Genomic DNA, 26,358 nt, shown 5'->3' on the forward strand with positions numbered 1-26,358 from the left:
TTCAACAAAAAAATCACTGAAATTCCACGTATATCCAGTATTTTCCCATTACATAAGATTGTTGTGCCATGAAAGCTATTGAATGCCGCTTGCCGCAGGAAATTGACAAATCGTTTATAGTATTCCAGGAAAGGGGAACCTACTTCCCTTACCCCTGGCATTACCATCCAGAATACGAGTTGGTGCTTATTACCAAAAGCACCGGCCGAAGAATGGTGGGCGACCACATTGGTTATTTCGATGAAGAAGACCTTGTTTTCATGGGGCCTGCACTGCCACACGTATGGGTGAACGATGAAAAATATGCGAATGGCAACGGTGATACTGAAGCCGAAGCGATCGTAATACAATTTGTGGAAGGATTTCTTGGCGATTTCTTTTTAAATATTCCTGAACTGGAGCCACTAAAAAAAATGCTGCAACGATCCAAACGAGGCATGGCAATCAGTGGCAAGGCACGTGAACAGATCAATTGCCTGATGAAAAAAATGCTGCACCAAAACGGATTGCAAAGATTATCATCTCTTTTCGCCATTTTCGATATACTCTCCACTTGCAGGGAATATGAGTTGCTTGCAAATCCTAATTACCAACAAACGGTACAGGCATCCAACTGCTCAGACAGGTTCAGTAAAATCACTGATCATATCATGCGCAACTTCAGCAGCGATATACCATTGCATGAAATAGCTGCAGTAGGCAACATGAGCATTACTGCGTTTTGCAACTTTTTTAAACAGCATCACAAAATGACTTTCACGGAATATCTTAATGTTGTGAGGGTGGGCCATGCATGTAAGCTACTGGGAGAAAAAGATCACAATGTCGTTGGCATTGCCTATGATTGCGGTTATAACTCGCTGGCAAATTTCAACCGCCAATTCAAGAAGATAAAAAACATGACACCAAGCGAATACAGGAAAACCTTGTCTATTTAAAAACTATTGTTGCGCTGGTTTCAATTTACGCAACAGATCAACAGCTGCATCTACAAGCATTTCACCGGAACCTGGCATCACAATAGAGTTCGTTACTTCGTAACTGCCTTCGGCAAATGCCTTGCGTGTGGGAATATAACTTGTTCTGTTGTTGCACACGGTAATAACGATTGTATTTTTGAACGGAGAAGCCTTTTTTATAGCAAGTCCGAGCGCTGCAAATATTTCGCCGGGTACGCCAACAATGGCGGTCTCGTTATCTATCCTGAACACCTGCACTTCTTCTTCTATTGTTTGCTTGCGTTGTGATAAATTCAAATACTTGCTCATTTCCACACGCTTCAAAAAATCACCCGCTTCACCACCCGCATTCTTTACATATGCGCCGGTTTCTTTGGCTTCATACAAACCATTAATGATGATTCTCGCTGAGTCTACTTGTTGCTGCGAAGGAACTTGCAAAGGCAATGAAACTTTTTGCGACAACATCGCCAGCGCAGGCGCTTTTACCTTTTTCATTTTTGAAACGTTATCGATGACAGTCGAAGCAAGCGCTTTACCAAATTGCTGAGGATAGACAGAATCATAGATCGGTAAATCTTTCGTCACATCAATGTGATTCACATCTCCGCAAGGGCCAAGTCCGAAAGCAGAAAAATAATTTTTACCGAAATGCTTTTTCAGTGACTGTTCGAGATAATAAGGATAATCAGCGCCGATCTCAGTACCGCCAACGCAATCGGCATGCATGCCAAAAACAGTAAGGCCTGAAAGAGCTTTTCCAGATTTCGCATCGCAAACCAGTAACATCTCAACATCAGGATCAACGGGTCCTGCGGGAGACACAATGTTTGGATTCAATGGGCCGGGGTTGAACATTACCGTTCCGTCTTTCATATAGTAGCGCCGGTTGTGAGAGAAGTTTTGAGTATCAACCAACACCTCCATGACCACCGTATTCATGTGTGCGTTCGCATTCACAACAGCACGAACAATTTGCTTTTCGAGAAATGTTGGGTAATCATTTTTTTCATGTGTGTCCTCTCCTTTTTGCAATGCTTTATCATGAAAATAATTTCTTTGAAACCCGTAAAAAAGAGGGCCCGTGTGGCTATGCGTGGCAGCCACTATGATATGACTTATCGGAATGAGCGTCTGCTCACTGGCCATAGTGCGGGCTTTTGACGAAATATCTGCAGTAATGCCAATAAGATCGCAAAACACAAAAGCGTATTTTTCTTTGCCTTGTTGTAGTACGATTGCTTTGGCCCATAATGAATCGTGAATACCGGTAGAAATGATCTCATAAAAATGTCCCGCCAGCCTGCAACCAACAGGCGGCGTAATGTTTGCCTGCGCCACACCACTTTTCACAAGCAATTTTTGCGCTTGTGAAAGCATTGGCCACGCCATCAACACAATTATAAAAACCCGAAGTTTCATTTTTACTTTTTATGCAATAACAATGTTTATAATTTATAATCTCAAATACTTACCACTAAGAGTGCCCTTAGTCCCTTAGTTGTGAATGTGAGAGCCCAACATTTTCAAATCTTCAAATTATCACATTTTCCTCAACACTTCACCGGCCACTTCAATCGCATGATCAATATCTTCTTGAGTATGCACTGCATTAATGTACCATAAACCTCTTCCAATTATACGCACACCACGATCATGCATTGCTGCAATAAATTTTCCCAATCTTGCTTTATCACAAGCCAGCGTATCTCTATGATCTTTGATTACTGCAAGATCTGTAAATGCAGTATTGAACATTGGTCCCGGCCCCTGCACAAGCAGTTCCTGGCTTGCATCCGCTGCTGCCTTCCTCAAACCTTCCATCAATTGAATTCCCAATCGGAACATTCGCTCATAAGGCTGTTCTTTTTCAAGCACCTCAATAGTAGCAAGCGCCGCAGCAATGGTTGGATTGCTGGCGTTCATGGTGCCTGCATGTATCACTTTCGCGTCTTCAATCGCATTCATCCATTCTCTCTTTCCCACGATCGCACTGATCGGATAACCACTTCCCATGGCCTTCGCGAAGATGGACATATCAGGAGTGATGCCAAAATATTTTTGTGCTCCTGCCAGCGAAAGCCTGAAGCCAGTAATCACCTCGTCAAAAACTAGTGCAATGCCATACTTTGTACACAATTCACGCATACCTTCCAAAAAGCCTTGCTCCGGAAGAATACAGCCATTGTTACACATAACCGGCTCAGTGATGATCGCAGCTATTTCATCCTGATATTTTTCAACAGTTTCTTTTAGCAATGCAAGATCGTTCCATGGAAGAATGATGAACTCATCTTTCGCGTGTTCCGGCAACCCTTCACTCCATGGGTATTTATTAGGTGCATCACGCTCTCCCAACGCCGCGGCATTTCCAGAAAGTCCCCACGCCACATTATCAAACCATCCATGATAATGCCCTTCGAAACGAAGAAACTTTTTTCTTCCTGTTTTTGCACGTGCTACGCGAAACGCCGTGTGCACCGCAGATGAGCCATCCAGGCAAAAACGCATTAACTCTGCGGAAGGAATAAGCTTGTTCAACTTTTCTGCAAGCTCAATCTCTTTTATATGTTGTCCTGCAAACAATTGCCCTTTCTCTGTATAGTCTCCAACACTCTTTAGAACATGAGGGTGAGAATGTCCGATGATCAATGGTCCCTGGCTCAACGTAAAATCAAGATATTCGTTGCCATCTACATCGTATATGCGGCTGCCATCTGCATGACTATAAAAAATCGCATGCGGATGATTGTATTTTCTAAATTCCGACGAAACGCCTCCTGCCAAAACTTTTTTCGCTCTTTCCAGCAGAGACGCGGATTTCGCGTAAGACACAATCTCCATAATCTAATTCGGTTTTAAATGACGTTATGAAAACGCATAAATAAAAAGTCAAAAATCCAGGTACAATCTGCCTGCTTTTTTACGGTCAACTGTCGCTGGGGTTACAGGGCGAATGCAATTCATCCCTACGCTTCTTGTTCTTCAGCGTAACTTTTTACATTTGCTTTTTTACTTTTTACTTTTGATCTCCAATTTTCGATCTTATATCCTTTGCTAGAAAAAAATACCAACACGAGATAACATGGAACCAGCACGAGCACAGCATTCTGTGGCCTTATGCTATTCAGATCAATTAATTTCCCAAACAACAAAGGGAAAATACCGCCGCCCACAACCGACATCAACAGCATGGCTGAACCTACTTTCGTGAATTTTCCTAAATCCCTAATTGCCAGTCCCCATATCGTTCCCCAAAGCATTGCTGCTCCGAAACCTGTGCACACAAGGCAATACATGGAAACTTCACCGGAACTGTAATACGCTCCTATCGTTAACCCAATACCCAAAATGGCGCTCCACAACAGTGCTTTTTGTTGTGATATGAATCGCGGAATAAGAATCGTGCTTGCGGCATATCCCGCAATCATTGCGTACAAAGTATATTGTGTAAAATGTCGCGCCTCTTCATAAGGCACGCCAAGTGATCTGCCGTAAATAACAATGCCATCAATCGGCAATCCTTCACACGCTGCAGAAAAGAAAAGTGCAACAACCCCGATCAATAAATACGGATAATGAAACACACTCGACTTGTGTTCAACATTCGAAGTTTCTTCACCGGCGTCTTCGCCCATTTCGTTTATCTCGGGCATTTTGGAAAAATATATGATCACGGCAAGTGCAAGCAGAATTGCTGTAATGATAATGTAAGGATCAACGATCTTTAAAGAATAGCTATTTAAAAGCGCGGCTTTTTCCACCGGTGACACCCTGCTTACATTCCCAACGATCGCATCTGCGTCAAACAAAAAAATGGAACCGAGAATGGCGGTACTCAGAATGCCCGCAAATTTATTGGCAAGCCCCATGAAGCCAATTCGCTGGGCCGTGCTTTCAATAGGTCCAATGATCGCAACATAAGGGTTAACGGCAGTTTGCAACAACGTAACCCCTCCTCCTGTAATGAACAGACCTGTAAGAAACAAAGGATACGTGCGTGTATATGCAGCAGGTATAAACAAGACGGTTCCAAGGGCCATTATAATCAATCCGATTACCATTCCCTTCTTGTAGCCGCTATGTTTCAACACCCATGCACTTGGAAGTGCCATGGCGAAATATGCAATGTAGGAAGCGAACGCTACGAGCGACGCCTGTACGTTTGACAGATCGAGGCATATTTGAAAATAAGGAATCAAGATGCCTGTGAGCCACATCAAAAAGCCAAACGAAAAAAACAACGTTGCTATGATCGAAAGCGGATAAATATATGATTTGGTCTTTGCTGTCATTGCCGGTTATGTTTGGTTGTTTTGTGTTTATACGCTCGTTTTCTTCTTCTCACGTTGCGAAGGATACATCGCTGCAAGCCTGTAAATATCCACGTTAAACGCTGCGAATGCTTCATCCCATCGCTTTGCTTCATCAGGCGTATAAGAATAAAGACCGAGGCAATTGCGTGTGCCTTTTGCATTCTTATCTACCATTTTTTGCATGAGCGCCGGAATTTGTTCGTCGTTACAAAACTGTGGCGCCAATCTGTTGTACGATTCAAATGCATCTTTGAGACCGAGATAATCCATCCTTCTGAATATGCCCATTAGCGTTATCCACGAACCTACATCATACCTGAATGCTTTGTCAACATCTTCAAATGTCGCATCGCCTTTAGCAACAATGCTCAAACCTTCCCTGTATACGGCATACATCAGGCGATTGGTAACAAAGCCGCGGATATCTTTGCGCAACAAGGTTGGTTCTTTGCCCCAATGATGTGCAAGTTCATAAACCCATTCTGCATGTCCCGCATCTGTTTGCGCACCGCAAGTAATTTCCATGAAGCGTGTGAAATAAGAAGGTTCCGCCCAGTGTATACCCAGGAAACGCTGCGGTGCAACAAGTCCCTTTTGTAACTCGCTGATCGGTATTGCCGACGTGTTGCTGGCAAGAATAGCATCAGAGCTTATAATCGCTTCTACTTTTTTATAAACAGCACGTTTAATTTCCGCCATCTCGATTACACACTCCAATACAAGATCACAAGGAGCCAGCAAAAGATAATCTTCTGAGATCACGAGTTGCGACAAATAAGCATTCACCGGCTTGTCCAATGTTCCTGCATCCTCGCAAATCAACAGGTGTTCACGAATACGCTGTGGTGCATCTACCATATCTTCTTTGATCGGTGCTATTGCCTTAACCTTGTGGCCCGCAATCAGCAGCGACACAATAAGACTTGTCCCCATCAGACCAAGCCCTACTACGCCCACATCTATTTTTTTAGTTTCAATTTGTTTCATTGGTTACGATATGGATTAATCTTTAACATCACACATTCATCATTTACAATTTCACGATGCAATCAATTTCCACTTTTATACCTTCTGCCAAAACAGATTGCACGGTGGTTCTCGCAGGCCTTACACCTTTGAAATAGCTTGCATACACTTTGTTATATCGATCAAACTCAGTGATATCACTCAAATGAACGGTGCTCTTTACAATCCTGTCCATTGTTCCGCCTGCTGCTTCAATGATCGCTTTGATATTATCGAGCGTGCGTGTCGTTTCCTCTTCTATCGTGCCAAGAATGAACTGCGATGTTTTGAAATCGACAGAAGCCTGTCCGCTCACAAATAAAAAGCCATCCACTATCACGCCATCTGAGTAAGCGCCAGTCACGAATGAAGGATCTCTATTGGGGTGATTCACTTGTATCTTATCCATAAGTATGTTAATTATGCAATGGAGGGTAAAACGAAATCATCTACCATCCCATCATTGTGATTTTCTTTATTTTACTGTAATGGTTGTTTGCAACAAAATATTATCAGAGGTACCAACCTGCAACTCATACTCTCCCGGCTCCACTACTTTTCGCATATCAGCATTGTATAAGGCGAGTTCACTTATCGGCAGATCGAATGCGACCTTTACAGTACCTCCTTTTTTAATGAACACTTTCTCAAATCGTTTCAATTCTTTTACCGGTGTTTCCACAGAACTTACTTTATCACGCACATATAATTGCACGACTTCTTTACCATCCATATAGCCGGTGTTGCTTACAGCTATTTCGATGTGACAATTTTCTTTTTCAGTGAACGAAGTCTTCGACACTTTCATGTCATTGTACTTGAAAGTTGTGTAACTCAATCCTGAACCAAAGGCCCACAGCGCATCAGGGCTCGAGAAAACATAATCTCTTCCAAGTGTATCAACGGAACCCGGTTTGTGATAATAACCTTTGTCGGAAGGGTAATGATTATAGTACACAGGTAAATGACCGACACTTTGCGGAAACGAAACGTTGAGTTTACCGGAAGGATTTGTTTTTCCAAACAACACTTCTGCAATGGCCGTACCGCCTTGTTCGCCCGGATACCATTGCGTAATGATAGCAGGAATATTTTTTTTCACCCATGGCATTGCAAATGGCTTTCCTGCTACAAGTACTACCACAACAGGTTTGCCCGTTGCCTGCACCGCTTTTATAAGATCTTCCTGCGCACCGGTCAATGTAAGATCAGTAAGATCGTATCCTTCACCACTTGTCGCGTTGGGGAATTTATGTCCGGATGACGCACTTTGTGATCCAACAAAGATCACCGCTGCATCGCTTTTTTGCGCAGCCGCAACAGCCTCTGCAATTCCACTTTTGTTCTGCGTATGTATATCGCAACCTCTTGCATAGTTAAGTGAAACACTGTTTCCTACAAGTGCGCGAAGTCCTTGCAATGGCGTTACTCCGTTTTTATTGTCACCTGTCCATGTGTAGTCGCCAAACTGAACCTGGTCAGCACTTGGACCAATCACCGCCAATGATTTGACATTGCTTTTGAAAGGCAGCAATGAATTCTCGTTCTTCATTAGCACGATCGATTCTCTTGCTATATCCAATGCCAGTTGAACGGATTGCGGTGTATGAATAGAAGTTTTTAAAAGTTCAAGATCAGGATAAGGATTCTCAAAAAGACCGATCACAAATTTGGCTCTTAATATGCGTGCAACGGCAGTATCGATGTACTTAACAGGCAATGCGCCGCTTTGCACAAGACTATCCAGCGTGCCATAACAATCGCTCCACACTTCCAGGTCAAGGCCCGCTTTCACCGCCTGCAAAGCTGCATTGGCAGAGTCTTTGGCCGTGTAATGAAAATTGTAAAGCATTTGAACAGATGCCCAGTCTGAATATACATATCCATTAAAGCCCAGATCGTTGCGAAGTATGTCGGTAAGGATATGATGCGATGCGGCTACGGGAACTCTATCATATGAACTGTAAGCATTCATGATGCTCATCGGCTGCGCTTCTTTTATTACTGCTTCAAAAGGTTTCAGATAAATGGAGCGTAGCTCTCTTTCGCCGCCTGCAACTGTCGCAAGATTCAGGCCGCCTGCGGGCGAGCCATGTGCCACAAAATGTTTAGGGGTACAAACGATGTCGCCTTCTTTGAAACCTTTCACAAATGCAACGCCCATGCGGCTTGTAAGGTATGGATCTTCGCCATACGTTTCTTCCACTCTTCCCCAGCGCAATTCACGTGCAAGGTCAAGGTCTGGAGATAGCACCTGGTTGGAACCTTGTGCCTTCAATTCAGGTGTGATCATTTTCACCATTGCATTTACCAGCGATGGATTGAATGTGCTGCCCAATGCAATGGCTTGCGGATAAATAGTGGCGCCGCCATGCACACAACCATGCAATGCTTCCGACGATGTAAAAACCGGAATACCAAGCCGCGTTTTTTCCACCATGTAATGTTGTATAGTATTGATGGCTTGTGCGTATTCTTCCACGCTAAGCCCCATACCCTCAAACACGCCATAACTAAGGCTTTTTAGCCTCTTGTTCATTTTATCCTCATCTATCTTTTTGCCATCGGCAAATTCGCTGAAGGAAAGATCCTGCATTTGTGACACTTTTTCCTGCAGTGTCATTCGCTTCACTAAATCCTTTACCCTTGCTTCTATTGGCGCTTTGGCATCTTTGTAAAGCGGCGCTTCAACGGCTTTCCTTTTGGGTTGAGCAAACATAAGTCCCGGCACCATGACAAATAAAAATAATGTCTTCTTTTTCATACGGTCACATCGTTTTGCGATCTTTCTGCAATCGTTCATTTCAAAAATAATTAAAACCGATTTTGCGCTAACATACTATTTACAACAATTATGATACTTTCATACAACATCCACATCATGCATTTTCTATTCATTATTTCTCCGAAGGATACAGCCTTAACAAACAAGTACTTCCAAAAGGCACGTCAATATTAAACTCTCCGGCATTATCCGTTGCTTTGAAAGCTACTGCCCTGCCAGTTTCAACATTAACAATCTTAGCCACGCGGAATCCTATGCTTGTAAACCTTATTGTTGTTACTGCAGTCATCGTTTCGTGGTTAATGATAAAAATATAACCGTCTTCAGCATTGGCCCGCACTGTAGCTTCTATGTCATGATTGGAAGAATAAATATGCGATTGAACTTTTGCGTCCTTTAATGTGCAGCTGACTAACTCCAGCAATTGTTCCTGTGTTGCGTCACTGCTATCTTTATACGTTTGAAAGTAGTTATCCTGCAAACAAAAGCAAAACGCGTAGGCTTTTCCCTTTCCAACATTATTGCGTATTAAGGCAGGACGGCCGGAGGCTAATTGCATCAGTGGCTTTCCATTTGTCAATCTTGCATAACGCGGACTTACAATCTTAAAATCGAATTGCTTATTGAAAGCATCCCCCTTAAGTTCATCTGTCCTTATCTCTTCACCGCTTTGCTCACCGGAAGGAGGAAATGACATTTTAGGTGGCTGGTTAGCAAAAGGCACCCACTGCCCTTCCTGTAACACACGTCCTGTTTCAGCTTTATTTATACCGAACAGTTTTGTCATTGTGGATAGCGGCTTTTTATTCTCATCCAATTGTGGCACACAATCCGCAATCACAATTCCGCCGTTTTGTACAAACCTGCTGATATGCGCGGCAACGGATGCCGGCAACAACTTAACATCAGCAAGTACCAATACTTTGTAGTCATTGAGCTTATCGTCCGTAACCTGGTTCTCATGTAAAATATCCAATTCACCAAAGGCTCTGAGAAATAATTCAAACGAAAGGCCCACATTAAAATATTCTTCTTGCAGCAATAGATATTGTGTTCTTGGAAAAAGAAAACATGCATTGGCTTTAACCTTAGGTGCATTCAATAAAGCAGGGCCTGCTTTCTGAATTACTTGCATGGCCCGTGCATAGTCTGTCCAGTGCGAAGAATCTACAGGCACGTTAACGCCTGTGTAGTTTGATGGGGATATTAAATAGTTGGCTCCCTGTGCAATGGCAGTATACGCCATTTCTCTTTCGGCCCAATACTGACTCTCTCTTTCAGGGCCTCTAAAACGCGTGAACCAATTTTCATTGTACGTGCCCACCCAAAAGCCAAGATCTTTGTTATAAGTTGTAGTAACATTGCGAAGCTGCGAGATAGCATAATGCATCTGGCTCATGCGTGGCTTTGGTAGTTTACCTAATTCTCCATACCTGTAATCAAACGTGTGATAGGGATAAATATCATATACATACACATCGGCAAAACTGCCGCCCCATTGAAACACATCATCTATGGCCACTTTGGAATTTGATTTTACACCGGCGCCAAAACTATTGTGACTATCGTGCGTCATTGCAACTTTAGCACGGGGCTCAAATGTTTTGGCTATTTTGTAAACCTTCTCCCAACCATCACTAAACGTATTGGATTGAAAATTGAGAAAATCTATCCATTTTTTACAATCGTTTTTCACGGCCGGCAAGCTGTCAGGCATTTCATACCCAAAACGTCTCCTGAATTCTTTTTTCGCATACCGGCTATAATCAAATGACTCAGGGCCGGCATGAAAAGGCTCATCCTGGAACGGAAATATGTAGCGAATAACATCCAGCTCTTTCACCGGCAAAAGACCTTCTTTCATTTTCTTTCTCACTGCTACTTCATAATCCGGGGCATACACACTTATTGCAGGCGGGGCATAACGGTCAAACAACTCAAAGCCGTTGGTCATAAAATCTACGGACATTCCCTGCTGCTGTGCAAACTTTAATAAACCCTGAGCCTGTTTATTTGAAAAACTACGCACCCAAATAGTATTGAATCCTTTCTTATAAATATCTTCAACAGACCTTCGTTGCAATGCGGCAGTATCCCCACCACATTCAGAAGCGAGCGGTGTAAACTGAATGCTTGAAGGGAAAAAACTGTTGCCTTCAGGAAAAAATACCTGACGGGTTTCAGTACTCTGCGCCTCCGCTTCAACTGAAAAAATAATACCTAAAACTAATAGTGATATATAAATGAGTCTGTGCAAAAGATCAATTTTAGTTAGTTTAGAACAGCTTAATTACCGCAACAAATAATCTGGAAACTCCGCTACCTTCGAACCTGATTTATTCCTCAAATTGTTGGGCTCGCCGTTGTCAGGATACAAAGGCACATACATGCCGTCTCTCTTTTTCAATTCATCAAACATATCCTTGTTCATTTGTTTAACAACTTCTTTGTATGCAGGATCCCTTATAAGGTTCTTCGCTTCCTGCGGATCGTTTTGCAGGTCATACAATTCATCAGTGTCCCATATTCCTGTGTAGTGAATGTATTTGTATCTATCACCTCGCAATGCATGAATTGTAGGCGTTTGAGGATAATTGCGTTCCCAGTAATATTCATAGAGTAAGCCCCTTCGCCAGTTGGTTTGTTTGCCTTGCAGTAATGGAAGAAAGCTGACACCGTCCATATATGACGGGGCCTTTAAACCAGCCGCATCGAGCAATGTTTCTGCCACATCAATATTTGCTACAACATTGTCGACTACAGTACCGGGCTTTATAAGATCAGGACAATAGGCCAGCATAGGCACACGCATGGATGCTTCATAGGCAGTGCGTTTATCTATAAGGCCATGCTCGCCAAACTGAAACCCATTGTCGCCCATGTAAACTATCAATGTTGAATTCAACAGACCTTCCTGTTTCAATTCGTCCAGCACGCGACCCACACTTTCATCAACGCTGTATAATGTTTCTGCGTAGCGTTTATAATATTCGCCAATATCAAGGCTGCTGTGATAAGGGAACTCCACGCCATGCCATGAGTTGCGTTGATTCTGCAACCACATGGGTGCATCGGTCAAACTGCCGGGTGTCATTGTAAGAGGCGCAACAAATGTGTAATCTTTGAACATTCCCTTGTTGCGCGCAGCAGGCACAAAGTCTGCATGCACACCTTTGTGCGAGAGATACAGCATAAAAGGTTTGTTCTTGTCGCGGTTCTTTAAAAAGTCGATAGCGTAGTCTGTAAGTTCATCTGTGATGTATCCTTTTTGCGCCACATGCTTTCCATTCACATTTAATCCATTCGCCTCTGGCAAATAAGAGCCTTGCCCTTTGAAAGAAACCCAATAATTGAAACCGCGCTGTGGATCATCATGATCGCCACCCATGTGCCACTTGCCTATCATGGCAGTCTGGTAGCCTATTTGCTGTAAATACTGAGGATAGAAAACAAGGTCTGTACCAACAGGATTGTTATTATCAACCACTTTGTGTTTGTGCGCATACAACCCTGTAAGTATAGATGCTCGTGAAGGGGAGCATAGGGAGGTTGTTACAAATGCATTCTTCAAATAGGCACCGCCGCCTGCAAGTTTATCGAGGTTTGGCGTTTGAATAAAAGTTTGCGCTTTCAGAAAACCCAATGCATCATAGCGATGATCGTCCGTTAATATGAAAATGATGTTTCGTGGTTTTGCACCTGCGATTTTTTGCAATGCCAGCGAGCCTTTGGGCTGCTGCACCACGCCATTTTGCGCGAGCATAAACAATGGCATGGCTATGCATGCAGCCAACACACACCTACTGCTTTTGTAAATAGAATTAAAGCGATACTTCATCACTGGGTCAATTATGTTTTATAAAACAGCTATTACATTTTTCTACATCAACTTTATTTCATGATCACCTGATCCTAATTTTACTTTGATCGTTCCATTTTGTTTATCCACCGTTACATTGGATGTGTTCGTTGTTAAGACAACATCATCCACCAATATTTTTTTATTGCCTGGCAAAACGACATCTCCTGTTGTGTTTGCAGGAATCGAAATATTGTACGTGATGACATCTTTCGATCTTGTCCAACCTGCCTTCACATCGCCATACATCGTTTGATGTGAGGCTTTTGCCCATGTAAGCTCCGGCGCAAAATATGGCCGGAACAAAATGCGCTTGAAGCCCGCTGCGTCTTTATCGGTATTGATTCCTGCAAGATTTTTATAGAACCATGCACTTACATCGCCAAACATGATGTGATTGTGCGACTCGGTGCCGTTCCATTGTTCCCACAAAGTTGTAGCACCTTGTTCTATCCAATTGCCCCAGCTTGGAAACGTACGCTGGTTCACAATTTTGTAAGCAACATCACTACGACCATTGTCTGACAATGCATTCAATAAATATTTCGTGCCCAGCATGCCGCAATCAAGATGGTTATCGTTTTTCTTTATGCTGTCTGCCAATGCTGTAAGTGTGGCGTTCAAATTATTTCCGCAAAGTCCCTGGTAAATTGCACAGGACAAGGCTGTTTGACTGCCTTCTCCATAAACGCCTTTGTTGTGGTAATAGCGTTTGTTGAATGCTTCGTTTATTGAGTTGGCAAGAGTTGCGTATTTTTTTGCATCCTCACTGTAACCAAATATTGTCGCCATTTTCGATAACAACATTGCATCGACATAATAGTACGCCGTAGATGTAATGTCTGCAGGTGTTTTTGTTTTTGCAGGCGCCCAATCTCCCAATCCAATGCTCACAATATTATTCTCTGCTCTGGTGCCGAGATAGTCCACATATCTTTTAATGTGCGGATACATTTGCTGTAGTATCGTTTCGTCGCCACTGTATTCATACATGTACCATGGAATAAGCACCATCGCGTTATCCCATGCAGGGCCATTTCCCCAGAAATAACCCCAGCCCGCAGTTGGTACGATGGCTGCCAATTCGCCTGTAGACTTTTGTTCATCAGCTATATCGCTGAGCCATTTAGTATAAGCATTTTGCGACCTGAAATTGTAAAGACCGGTTTCCGCAGCTAAGTGCGCATCGCCCGTCCAGCCGTTCTTTTCACGTTGCGGACAATCCGTTGGATAACCCATGAAATTGCTTTGGTATGAATTGAGTGTTGCTTGCTGAATATTGTTAAACAGCGTATTGGAACATTCAAAACTACCTGCACTTTCCATCGCCGTGTGTACTTTGATACCTGTTAGCACTTGCTCATCAGGAGCTTGTGGCAGGCCGCTCACTTCCACATACTGAAAGCCGTGATACATAAATGATGGATGCCAGATTTCGGTTCCATTTCCTTTGCAGATATACTTATCTGTCTGCACCATTTTCCCTGCAACGTGTTGCGCAATATCCGCCTGATCTACTCTGCCGTTGGCATCGAGACGTTCAGCATATTTTAATGTGACTGTTGTTCCCGCAGGCGCCTTTAATTTCAACTCCGCAAAACCGGCGATATTTTTTCCAAGATCAAATACATAAATGCCCGGTAACGGTTGTGTTATTTTTTGGGGAACGAATCTTTCGGTTGCAGTTACAGGCTGTATCATTTGCGCTTTCAGCTTTCCTGCCGGACCGCTTACGATCAATGGTGCCAACCAGTTTGCATCATTGAAACCTGTTTTGTTCCAGCCTGTTGTTTCTTTAGTGGCATCGTAGAATTCACCTTGTCTTATGCTGTTGAAAACGATAGGACCTGGCGCAGTTTTCCATGATTCATCTGTGACAATAATTGTTCTGCTGCCATCTTCAAATATCATTTCTATTTGTGCCAGCACGCAAGGTGCACTCCTCCATTGGGCGTGATCATAACCCCAAACATCTTTGGTAAACATGTTGTACCAACCATTTCCTAATGTTACGCCAACAACGTTTTCGCCTGTATTCAATTTATCAGTGACATCATAAACTGAATACAATACTGTTTTATCATATCGTGTAAATGCAGGATCAAGTAAACGTTCGCCAATCTTTTGGCCATTTATACATGGTACGTTATAACCGATCCCGGAAATATAAAGTCTTGCCTGCTTTACTTTTTTGGCGACCGAGAAAGTCTTTCTGAACTGCGGCGCAGCATCACCCGCTTCAGGCTTATCTTCTTTAATGTACGATTTTCTTTGTGCAACGAATGAGGCCCAGTCATACACTTTAGGTGCTGACAACCATTTTCCCTGCCAGTCATCTTTCTTCATCAATGCCATTTCCCAACTGGCAACATCGCTATATTCAGAAGCTTTATCGTTCGTGTTCCAAACACGAACTTTCCAGTAATAACGCTGTCTTGAATTAAGTTGATGATCTTTAAAAGGAACAAGCACAGAACGATCTGACTTTATTTTTCCACTGTTCCAGACATCTGCACTTTGCTCTGTCAATTTCCCCGGTGAAGAAGCAATCAAAATCTGGTAAGCAGATTGCAAATAATCCTTTTCTTTACTTTCGATGATCCATGACAATCGCGGTGTTTCCACATCGATACCAACAGGGTTTGAAAGATATTCGGTTGTCAATTTTGTAACTGCTACCTGCGCACATGAAGTAGTCCGCGATGCAGCGATAAGAAACCACAGTGATAAAAATATAAGTCGCTTTTTCATCAGTCGTTTGTCTGTTTTTTGATCGAAGCCATCGAATTATTTTTCGGAGTTACTTTCAGCAATCTTGTAACGCCTGTTGGAGTTCCTTCCACAGCCATGATGGTGAATTTGGTTTGTCCATTTTCGTTTGTAAAAGCAACAGGGCGCCCCCACTCCACGTCCATGACTTCTCCGGGTTCAAAGCCAAGTCCAGAAAGGGTTAGGTCGCTGACAGGATTAGATGATTCGTGATTGATAACAAATACATAAGCCGCCTTATCACTTGCCCGTACTGTTACTTCCATATCAGGATTGGATGAATACGCATGAGAAGAAATCTTAGTGTCTGCAAAAATATTGTGTATCAAATCATACAATTGATTGCGTGAAGCAGTATCTTCTTTTAAATAAGTTTGGAAATAAGTGTCCTGCAAACAAAATCCCAACAAGTATGTTTTTCCTTTGCCTGTTTGTTTTTGTATGAGCAAAGGCTCACCTGAGTTCATTTTGGCAACAATGTTTCCTTCTGCATTCTGGCAATTTCTTGGCGACACAATGTTGAGGTCATATTGTTTTCCGAATGCATTACCTGCTGCTTTATCAAATACTTTTTCCGGCATAGGCGGTGGCGTTTTTAAACCATGCGCCCACTGTGCAGGCAGCATTGAGAAAGGGTTCCATTGCCCTTTTTGCAAAGCTCTGTCTGTGGATGCACTATTTACCCCAAATAATTTTTTCATTGATTGCAGCGGTTGCAAAGTAGCATCCTGTTGCGGCACACAATCTGCAATTACGATGCCTCCGTTCTCAACGAAGCGTTCAATGTTAGCGGCAACCTGAGCAGGCAGAACTTTTACATCTGCCAGTACGAGAATATCGTAACCATTCATTTTTTCATCTGTCACTTGTTCTTCATGTATGATGTCCATTTCACCAAAGGCACGCTGGCAAAGCTCAAACGTAAGTCCCACGTTGAAATACTCTTCGTTCAATTGCACATACTGACTTCTTGGGAAAAGAAAGCACGCACGTGATCTTAATTTAGGCGCAGTTAATATTTCGCCACCTACTTTTTGTATGGCACGCATGCCTTTTCCAAGATCGTCCCAATGGCGTGCATCTTGTGGAATGTTGATGCCCGTGATGATGAAGTTGGCGCCATTTGCAATAGCGGTATAAGCTAGTTCACGTTCGCCCCAATATTGCTTTTCCATTTCAGCGTTCATGTACCGACGGAACCAACCTTCGTTGTAAGTGCCTAACCAAAATCCAAGTTCTTTCTTGTAGGTTGTAGTAAGGTTGCGCATTTGCGCCATGGTGTAATGCATTTGGCTGATACGAGGGTTGGGCAATTTGCCATATTCACCATATCGATAATCGAACATGGTGTAAGGATAAATGTCGTAGAGGAACATGTCCGCATATTCTCCACCCCAGTGAAAGATATCGTCAATGCCATATCTTGAATCTGACTCCACACCACCACCCATTGTGTTATGACTGTCGTGTGTCATTACGATCTTTGGTCGTGCATCGAATGCTTTTACTTCTTTGTAAATATTTTTCCATGCCACCACAAAAGTGCTTGACTGGAAGTTGACAAAATCAAGATGTTTCTTCGGATCTTTTTTTGCTTCCGCATAACTTGCCGGCATTACATAGCCGTATTGTTTTTTGAATGCATCGGCAGTTTCTTTGCGATAGTCAAATGCAGTAGTGTCAGCATGGAAAGGCTCATCCATAAAAGGAAACATCGTGTTGGGGTTTGACAACTTTTTAATGCTGCCAAGCACGGGATCTATCTGTTTCCTAACTGCATTCATGTACTCAGGAGAATACACGCTGAAAGGAGGAGGATCATTGCGTTTAAAGAGTTGGACCCCGTTGGAGGTCCAATCTACTTTCATACCAATTTTTTGAGCATAGTTCAGCACCTGCTCATTTGCTCCACCTTTAGAAAATTCACCGGAAGCAATATGAGTAAAACCATGCGCAACGATGTTGTGCATGGTTTCTTTCATCAACTCATCGGAGAGCGGAAGTGGCTCATCCCGCCAGCCTTTACCGGAGGGCACAGGGGTGAACTGTACCGCAGCCGGAAAAGTCTTGGTTCTTATTGTATCCGTAGGGTTCGGTTGTTGCGCGAAATTTTTGGCTCCTGCCAGCAGCAACATTAAAAGTATATAGCTATGGTTCTTCTTCACTGTTGATTTGGTTTTAAGTTTAACTCCTAATTCCTATTTCACCCATCTTGCATACAAAATCACATCAAGGTATATCGGCTTGTTAGCGATATCATATGCAGGAAATTTTGGCGCCGCAGTGTTTTTTGTGGGATCGGGATTGGCATCCGCAGAGTTTGTAAACCAACCGGCAAATGTGTAACCGGTGCGAACCGGTACCGGTGCGTTCTGAACAAGCAACCCTGCAGTGGCAGCAACATTTACCGTATCTCCTGCCGCATTGGTTTGGTTAAGAATAAATGTAACGTTGCAGGTTTTATCTACCTCTTCGCTATTCTTTTTACACGCATTGATCAATCCAAAACAACCGATGAATGCAATGGATAGAAGTGTCAGTTTTATTGTTGATGTCTTCATTGTCTTTACTTAAAAAGTTATTGAATGAAAAGCTTACCATCCTGGATTTTGCGTAAGCGCAGAACCATTCCTTTGGTAGAAATCTACCTGATAAGTAGGCACGCAATCAAAGTAATTTCGGTCAAGCACATTACCATTGGCTGCGTTGCGCAATGTTTGCGATACTTTTAAATAACCGCTGCCGGTTGTAACGTTCGCTGCTGATGTAACATTGCCATTGATGTCTGCAAGGATAAGTCCTTTGGTTGTTGCATTTTTTGTTACCCATGCACCAAGGTTCTTTTTAGGATACAGTTCTGTATTTGCGTAGTCCAGTTTTCTCCAGCGTTTCAGATCGCGCAGACGGAAACCTTCATACAGCAATTCCAGTCTTCTTTCGCGACGGATCTCCCAGATCAATGAAGGCACTGTTGGATCTCTGTCTGCATCTTCATATACCGTTGTGCCTACTGCAGGCAAGCCGCCAATGATTTTCATATCCGGAAGTCTTGATGCAGTTGCATAACCCGTTCTTTTTCTCAATGCGTTGATGGTTATGTCAAGGTCATTTTGCAAAACTGTGTATTGCCCCATGTCAGCAAGCTCCGCGGCTGCTTCTATGTAGTTTAACATCACCTCTCCAAGACGAATAATCGGCGCATCTGTTATATTGAAACTTTGTACTGAAGTTGCATCGTTTTGTGTAGGTTCATCCAAAAACTTCCAGCATTTATATCCTGTAGTTGAATAACCGGTTTCAATGTATTGAAGATAGTATCTGTCTGTGCGGAAAGTGTTTGCCAAACGAAGATCTCTGTTTGCCAATTGTGATGTAACGCTTTGATCGCCCTGGTACTGCGGGTTTACACCGTTCGTTGTTTTTATCGGCATCCCATTCGTACACAGATAAGCATCTATTACATCTTTAGGTGCAGCGTAGCCTTGTATAGTGTTGGCGTTGTTGCCTGATTCGATCGCGTGTGTAACTTCACCGGTGTTATATCTGCGATAGAGGATCATTTCTTTGCTAACAGTTGCCGTAGCACTGATGTCGATGGTGCTGCAAAGTTTTTGATAGTTATCTGCCACAGAGAATCGACCAGAATTGATCACTCTTGCTGCTGCATCTTTCGCGGCTTGCAGGTAACCTGCTGCTTTGTTTTTGTCAGCAGCAGTCTTTGCAGGATCGTATTTAAGTTTAGTGCCGACATACAATAACAGTCTCGACATGAATGCATTAACTACATCTTTTGTAATTACCAACCCATTAGGACCGGTAAGCGGATCAGTGAGTTTTACATTTTGCGAAGCATAGTTCAAATCTGCCAATACACTATCCATCACAACTGTAGCCGGATCACGAGGTTTGAAAAGCAACGGATCATTATCGGTGAGTGGTTTGTTGTAAAAAGGTACGTCACCAAAATCGAACACGAAGCTTGCATAATCAAACCCTCTGAAAAAGCGTGCAATTCCGTTCCAGTGTTTGTATGTAGCGGTGTCGCTAAATTTCATTTTCGACACGTTCTCAATAAAAATATTATCCTTTCTTATTTTACTAAAGTAAGTGTCCCAGCTACCTCCGTTGACAGTTGGCTGTGCAGCAAAACCTGAGAGATTGATGTTGGTATAATCATCGTTCAATGTTTCGCGAACAGAATACGAACCACCCAGATCGTTCACACCAAAGCCGGAAAATCTGTCCGGATAATAACCCTGTGCAAACGCTCTCACACTTGATTCAGAAGTCCAGAAGTCTTCGTTGGTAAAAGATGCGAGGGGCTCCTGTACAAGGAAATCTTTTTTACATCCCGTGATGGCCATTGAACCGGCCAGTATGTATAGTAAGAATTTATTTTTCATGACAATGTTGAATTTTGGTTTATAGATCTACCTGCAGGCCGCAAGACCATGTTCTGAAATAAGGATATGTTCTTCCGAAACTTTTAGGATCAGTAAAGCCCTGCACAGAGTTTTGTTGAACTTCCGGATCGATGGACATTGTTACTTTATCGATGGTGAACAGGTTTTCACCGCTTGCAAACACGCGTGCCCTCGCGATGCCGATTTTTTGTGTCATTGTTCTTGGCAATGTGTAACCAACGGTAATGTTCTTCATGCGCATATATGCCATGTTTAGCAGATAGCGTGTTTGTGGTTGCCAGTTCGCATTGTGATTGTTTGCACCAGGATTGGAAGCTGCGGGATAGAAGGCGTTGAGATTATCTGGCGTCCAGTAGTCCATTTGATTTTGATACACTGCTTCTGCAATGGTGAAGGCGGGAATGAAAAGAGAACCGGTTCCCCAATAATCTCTTTTACCTACACCCTGAAAATATGCGCTGACATCAAAGCCCGCATAGTTGAGTCCTAGTCTCAATCCATATAAATAACGCGGAGTTGTGTTGCCGATCACATGCATATCACCATGATTGAGGTTTGTTCCTTTACCAAAGTCTACCGCGCCACTGCCATCTGCGTCCACATACTTTACATCGCCGGGACCAAAGTGAAATGCAGAGCTTGTATTTAATGCATCCTGGTTGGGTGTTTTTGCGTCGTAGTTCCATGTTGGATTGGCCTGGCCGTTGTTGCCGTTGAAATCAGAGGTCTTAAACAACCTGTCTGTTGTATAGCCCCAGATCTCCCCCATTGTTTTGCCCTGGTAGTTAGGCACATCGTTACCACCCGGCATGATGTTCACTTCTGTGTTGGCAAACTTTGTGATCGTGCTCGTAGCATCTGAAATGTTGCCACCGATGCTTATGCCAAGACCATTATTAAATATTTTGTCGTAAGAAATAGCAAGCTCCCATCCTTTTGTCACCATTTCACCGAAGTTGCGCTTAGAAGCCGCAGAACCCAGTGAAGACGGCACTTCCACACCTGTTGTCACCATTCCTTTTGTTGCGCGGCTGTACATATCGAAGTCAACAGACAACGCATCGTGGAAAAATTTCGCATTCAATCCAAGGTCCGTTGTTTGTACGGTTTCCCATGTCAGGGAAGTAGACACGTTATCATACACGTCCACTTTTGTTGGGTTTTGTCCCGCGCCGATCCACCAGCCCGAAGGTGATGCATTCATGCTGCGCAGGTATGAGTTTGAACCGATGTCGTTGTTACCAACAGAACCCCAAGAACCTCGTACTTTGAAAAACGACAATGGTGTTTTCTCTTTCACGCCCTGCATGAATTTTTCATTGGTAACAATGTAGCCCGCAGAGAATGAAGGGAACGTACCCCATTTTTGCGTTGGAGGAAAATTGGATGCTCCATCTCTTCGGATGTTTGCTTCCAGCAAATATTTTCCTTTGTAAGAGTAGTTAAGACGACCGAAATAGCCGAGTGTTGACCAGTGTGTAGGATAACCGTTCACTGTTTGTGTACCCGTTGTAAGATTCAATGTAGGTTTGGATGCCAGCATCAAACCTGTTGCTGAGGAATATTGGAATTCGGAAAGATAGTATTCAGCATCAACGCCGGCCATTGCTTTAAAGCTGTGGCCATTCATATCTTTTGTGTAAGTAGTGTATGCTTTGGCAACGTTTCTTTTTGTCCATACTGCATTCTCTCTTACGTAGTCTTCTGCAGGGAAATAGTTCGTTACCACTTTTGTAAGCGTTGCATCTGTCCAACTATCGATACCGGATATTGGTGAAGTGGCGATGTTGGAATGAGCGTTTTCTATAGAGTAAGTATAGTCAACATCTGCAGTCCAACCTTTCATGAAGGTCAGTGTAGCACCGGTTTGCAAACGAGCCTGGTCAGTACTCAGCGAGTTCATGTGGGCCTGTTGCAATTCCGTGAGAATGTTTTTCATTGGCGTTCCGTTGAAGGTGCCATAAGGATATGTTTCAGGATAACGATAAATATTGAACCAGTATTCATTCGCACCTGCTGTAGCATTAGCGAGCCTGAAGTTTGGATATTTCTTTTTAGAAGTAAACGCCATCAATGACGCCCGGGCGGTGAACCAGTTGTTTACTTTTGTTTCTACTCTTGCAGTACCATTGAAGCGTGTGAATCTGTCTGGCTCAGGAGTTACTTTCACCAACCCTTTCTGATCCATAATGCCTACGCTGGCATAATAAGTTGTTTTACCATCACCACCGGAAATAGAAAGGTTGTGTTTCATTTGCGGTGATGCGTTATTTAAAAATACATTGTCAGCGTCGAATGCACGATAGTAGTAAGTCTGACCCGCACGACGCTCAAAGTCGCGTCCTTCCACTAAGTCAGGACCGAGGTCCATGCCGCCGTATAATTTTTTCCATTGTCTCATACGATCGATGCTAATATCATCATAGTATGCTCCAAGAATGTTGAAGCTAGCGGTGTTAGGAGCTGTTCTTCTGTAGGCTTGTAACATGAACTCCGCACCATCTGCGCCGTCAGCGATCTTTGGCGTGTTCATTGGAGATGACCATGCGAAGTTGTTTTCGTAAGAAATGCGCGGAACGCCTTTCTTTCCTTTTTTAGATGTAAGCAAGATAACGCCCCACGATGCACGTGATCCGTAAATAGAGGCTGCTGCTGCATCTTTAAGAACAGAGATCGACTCGATGTCTGAAGGGTTTACCATCATCATGTTTGGAATGGGCACGTTGTCGAGCAGGATCAATGGAGTAGCGTCTGCATTCACAGAGCCGTTTATACCACGAAGGTGTATCTCCGGAGATTGTCCAAGATCGCCACTTGACGTTGTGATCATCAGGCCCGGGGAAGCGCCTTGCAAGCCACGGGCCAGATCAGGCACGGGCCGGGAGTCTAAAGTTTTTTGCAGATCAATGGTAGAAACAGCACCGGTGAGATCGGTCTTTTTCTGGCTACCATATCCCACTACCACCACCTGTTCGAGTGAAGAAGCTGTCTTCTTCAAAGTGATATTGATAGTGGTGTTGCGGCCGAGCACTACTTCCTGAGAAGCAAAGCTTACTGAAGTGAACACCAATGTTTGCCCGGTGTTGGCTTTGATAGAATAACTACCGGTGGCATCTGTGTGTGTGCCCTGTTTGGAACCTTTGACGGTGATGGTAACCCCCGCCAGCGGCAGAGAGCCTTCATCCACAACTTTACCATTTACTGTTGCCTGTTGCCCCCATGTGAACATGCAGGCAAAGAACGTGCACAGCAATAGCAGGGTCATTCTTTTTTTCATATGTCATGTTAGTTTTTGAGAGAATAAAGTCAATACATCAATCGTTAGAAAAATTATGGCAAATACAAAATGTTGTTATTGTATCGATCGCATTACGTCGGTAAACTCAAATGACTCCTTTTGCTGCCATGTGCCATGGTGCGTAGTGTTGTCCTTGAGGAATGCGATCTATATTTTTGCAATTCAATCGTGCTGTATGTTACACGACAATTGTGTTAGTAAACGGGTTTCTTTTCTGGATCCGGCTCTGCACCGTATTCACCACCACACTTGATCAATACGCCCTGTCCTGCCGTGAGCCAGATACCGTCTTTATGTCTTGCCTGCACCAGTTCTCCATTCTCTCCTACATTTAATGTCCAGATTTTCTCCTGGTCTATTTTTGTTTTGATATCAAACTTTGCAGAGCGTTCAAGACTAAGATTTACAACCATCACATATTTTGTTCCCGACACGCTCACAAATTCGCCTACCATCATCGGCGCATCTGTTTCTATTTTCTGCACCCAATTACCGGGCAATGCAGGCAACGAACTATCGGGTGCCGGTGACGTGAAATATAAACCTGTTGAAGTAAGTTTTTTCATGACAGGACCAAGCACACTCAATTGCCTGTTTACTTCCTGCAGGTATCTCCAGGTTAGTGTTTTATTTTCATTTTTATCTATTGGATTGTAACCGTATGCCTGTCCGTGGTAAGTGTACCATCTTATACCACCTGCGCCTGCTGCCAATGTAGTGTATGCCTGAAAGGCAAGATTGGCGGGCGATGGAATGGTAGTAAACGGTCTTATCTGATTAGCAGAAACAACATTCACAAACGGAAGATTGTACTTTAAAGCAATGCGGCGCATTTCTACCAAATTAGTATAGTAGCTTAGTCCTCTTGCCTTGTTAGTCATGTCCATAGACATTTCCACCATGTAGTTATCGTAGCTCAGTATCTGAGGCTTTACTTCGTTTACAAATTTTTCAAGATACTCTGTATAAGTCTTCGTGCCCAGTTGCGATTTAAGTTGATCAAGTTCCCAAATCGTTGCATAATTAGGATAAAGATTGATGGCTGCCAGTTTATCAGGAGCATACTTTTTTACTGCTGCCACCGCTTTTGCAAGTTGTGGAAAAGCTAACGCAGAAGGCTCATCACAGATATGATATCCAATGATCGATTTGCTTTTGCCCGCTTTTTTGATCATATTTTTTATGTAGGCGTCGATCTCATTGTCAGACATTTTCATCCACTCTTTGCCAGTTAGATGCGGTCCTTCGGAAACGATAACAGACAATCCAAGTTTTTCGCAAAGCTTGTAATTTTGCGGATCGGCGGCATCAGCAATGGTGAAGTTGCAATCTGCCATGCCTTCCAATCCTTTCTCGCGGTCAACAAATTTATTGTGGTGATAATCCCTGCCAATCAGGAAAGCATCGGTGGCAAATTTTTGTGACTTAGTTTTTCCAATACCCAGCTCGTCAACACTATTGCTTGTATTTACATTCTCAATATTTGTTTGCTGCGCAAATGAAGCAGCGGAGAATGTGAGTGCCGATATCAACAAATAATGTTTGCAATTGATCAACCTTCCGGCGAAGATTTTTTTCATGTGGTTCTCTATTTAAGCGATCGTTAGTTTAAAGCATTTTAAGACAAACCAAAAATAATTTGAGCAATTAAAAATTTCTTCAACTATTGTTTGGAATAGTAATACTATTTTTCAGAAGACAGGTTTGTAAGAAAATATCACAAGGACAAGTATGAAAGGTAATAAATACACTTATTCTGACCAACGAATGAGCGCTTAGGGACATAATAAGTCCGATTTGAGTTTGCACTCATTGCAAATGGTCTTAATAACAGATTTTACGGTCTCTTGCGATGATATTCCATGATCCGGCAACAGCACCATCTTCTATTATTACGGCATTTTTATACAATGCAACTGTAGGACACACATGCATAGGCAATGCATACAGCACATCATCGATCTTCCATGAATGCGCTCCGCTTGTTTTCAGTACGAGATGTTCCTCGCTTTGCCCAACAGGCGTTAACCCCGGTGCATTGAGAAAAGAAAAACGGTTGGCGAGCATATTTTCTGCAGCAATGGCTTTGTGCCCCATATCTACACATATCAATCCTTCTGCGGGCAGCGACACAACTCTTGTGATGACCAGTGCAGCTGTAAAAAATTTTTGTTCCGGCAAGCCATCGGTATATCCTTTATCCCAAAAAATAAATGTTCCGGGACTGCATTCCACATCCTGCTCCTTTGCATAAATGGGAAATGAAGGTGAACCACCACCCACCAGTTGCACATTTTCGTTGTGGCCACTGTCTGTAATCGCGGTTTTTAATTGTCGTACAGATGATAAAACTTCATTACACTCGCCACTGCGCTTTTCAAGATCAATCTCTTTTATGTGGCCATCATAAAAATGCAGGCCGCCGAATGATATTCCTTTAAGTGATGCAATATGCTTGTAAAGGTCGATCGCATCTTCACCTGGTGAAATGCCCGTTCTGTTCATGCCCACATTCAAATCAATGAGCACAGGAATCACTATATTTTCGCCGATAGCTGCGTTCGAAATCGTTTCTGCAATGGTTCTGTGATCAACAAGGCACGAGTATTTAGTAGCGGGATAATTTTTAACCAGGGAAATAAAACGCTGCAATTTCGGTCCCGCCGGCTGATAGGCGAGCAGCACATCGGGTGCCTGCACCATTCCCAGCATTTCCGCTTCCGCGATGGTGGCGCACTTAAATTTCCTGATACCTTCATCCATCATCATCTGTGTCGCCTCTTTCGTTTTATGTGTTTTCACATGTGGACGCAACCGTGAAGCATCGCCGATCATGAGTTTCAGCAACTTCACATTTTCTCTCATTCTGTCCGCATAAAAGATCAATGCAGGAGAATCTATGTTGTCAATTCCGGGAATATGGTACCAGCTTTCGGTTGTCAT

General features: G+C 43.2%; 16 protein-coding genes. 1 reads left to right on the plus strand and 15 read right to left on the minus strand.

All coding sequences use genetic code 11. From position 1 onward, the window contains the following. The first annotated feature begins 68 nt into the window (after positions 1-68). Positions 69-938, plus strand: a complete 870-nt coding sequence (locus QJ048_RS01140; protein ID WP_282332473.1) for an AraC family transcriptional regulator — start codon at positions 69-71, stop codon at positions 936-938. A gap of 3 nt (positions 939-941) precedes the next feature. Here the strand turns inward: QJ048_RS01140 and QJ048_RS01145 are convergent, their stop codons facing one another. From QJ048_RS01145 to QJ048_RS01215, 15 genes are all read right to left on the minus strand, one after another. Continuing rightward, positions 942-2,381, minus strand: coding sequence for a hypothetical protein (locus QJ048_RS01145; protein ID WP_282332475.1), 1,440 nt, complete (start codon positions 2,379-2,381; stop codon positions 942-944). Positions 2,382-2,501: 120 nt separating this feature from the next. Continuing rightward, entirely contained in the window at positions 2,502-3,803 is a 1,302-nt protein-coding gene (locus tag QJ048_RS01150; RefSeq protein ID WP_282332476.1) for an aspartate aminotransferase family protein, read from the minus strand. 125 nt (positions 3,804-3,928) lie between these two features. Continuing rightward, complete coding sequence (locus tag QJ048_RS01155) at positions 3,929-5,254, minus strand: sugar MFS transporter (RefSeq protein ID WP_282332477.1); 1,326 nt, start codon at positions 5,252-5,254, stop codon at positions 3,929-3,931. A gap of 27 nt (positions 5,255-5,281) precedes the next feature. Continuing rightward, positions 5,282-6,262 (minus strand): 3-hydroxyacyl-CoA dehydrogenase family protein, encoded by a 981-nt coding sequence (locus QJ048_RS01160; RefSeq protein ID WP_282332478.1) that lies wholly within the window; start codon positions 6,260-6,262, stop codon positions 5,282-5,284. 43 nt (positions 6,263-6,305) lie between these two features. Beyond that, entirely contained in the window at positions 6,306-6,689 is a 384-nt protein-coding gene (locus tag QJ048_RS01165; protein ID WP_282332479.1) for a RidA family protein, read from the minus strand. Positions 6,690-6,755: 66 nt separating this feature from the next. Beyond that, entirely contained in the window at positions 6,756-9,044 is a 2,289-nt protein-coding gene (locus QJ048_RS01170) for a glycoside hydrolase family 3 N-terminal domain-containing protein (protein WP_282332481.1), read from the minus strand. 133 nt (positions 9,045-9,177) lie between these two features. Next, positions 9,178-11,322 carry a beta-galactosidase trimerization domain-containing protein gene (locus QJ048_RS01175; RefSeq protein ID WP_282332483.1) on the minus strand — a complete coding sequence of 715 codons (2,145 nt, stop codon included), beginning with the start codon at positions 11,320-11,322 and terminating at the stop codon, positions 9,178-9,180. Positions 11,323-11,355: 33 nt separating this feature from the next. Further along, a complete protein-coding gene (locus QJ048_RS01180) occupies positions 11,356-12,903 on the minus strand; it encodes a sulfatase family protein (protein ID WP_282332484.1) in 1,548 nt (515 codons plus the stop codon). A 42-nt stretch (positions 12,904-12,945) separates the two neighbouring features. Beyond that, entirely contained in the window at positions 12,946-15,675 is a 2,730-nt protein-coding gene (locus QJ048_RS01185) for an alpha-L-rhamnosidase (protein ID WP_282332486.1), read from the minus strand. Next, a complete protein-coding gene (locus tag QJ048_RS01190) occupies positions 15,675-17,858 on the minus strand; it encodes a type 1 glutamine amidotransferase family protein (protein WP_282332487.1) in 2,184 nt (727 codons plus the stop codon). The genes QJ048_RS01185 and QJ048_RS01190 overlap by 1 nt, the downstream gene beginning before the upstream one ends. Before the next feature lie 33 nt (positions 17,859-17,891). After that, positions 17,892-18,254, minus strand: a complete 363-nt coding sequence (locus tag QJ048_RS01195) for an InlB B-repeat-containing protein (RefSeq protein WP_282332489.1) — start codon at positions 18,252-18,254, stop codon at positions 17,892-17,894. Positions 18,255-18,287: 33 nt separating this feature from the next. After that, positions 18,288-20,096, minus strand: coding sequence for a RagB/SusD family nutrient uptake outer membrane protein (locus QJ048_RS01200; RefSeq protein WP_282332490.1), 1,809 nt, complete (start codon positions 20,094-20,096; stop codon positions 18,288-18,290). Between the two features lie 19 nt (positions 20,097-20,115). Continuing rightward, positions 20,116-23,394 (minus strand): SusC/RagA family TonB-linked outer membrane protein, encoded by a 3,279-nt coding sequence (locus tag QJ048_RS01205; protein ID WP_282332491.1) that lies wholly within the window; start codon positions 23,392-23,394, stop codon positions 20,116-20,118. 215 nt (positions 23,395-23,609) lie between these two features. Continuing rightward, complete coding sequence (locus QJ048_RS01210; protein WP_282332492.1) at positions 23,610-24,995, minus strand: hypothetical protein; 1,386 nt, start codon at positions 24,993-24,995, stop codon at positions 23,610-23,612. A gap of 244 nt (positions 24,996-25,239) precedes the next feature. Next, entirely contained in the window at positions 25,240-26,358 is a 1,119-nt protein-coding gene (locus QJ048_RS01215) for a D-TA family PLP-dependent enzyme (protein ID WP_282332494.1), read from the minus strand.

This window comes from Pinibacter soli, from assembly GCF_029961145.1.
Classification (GTDB): Bacteria; Bacteroidota; Bacteroidia; order Chitinophagales; family Chitinophagaceae; genus Pinibacter; species Pinibacter soli.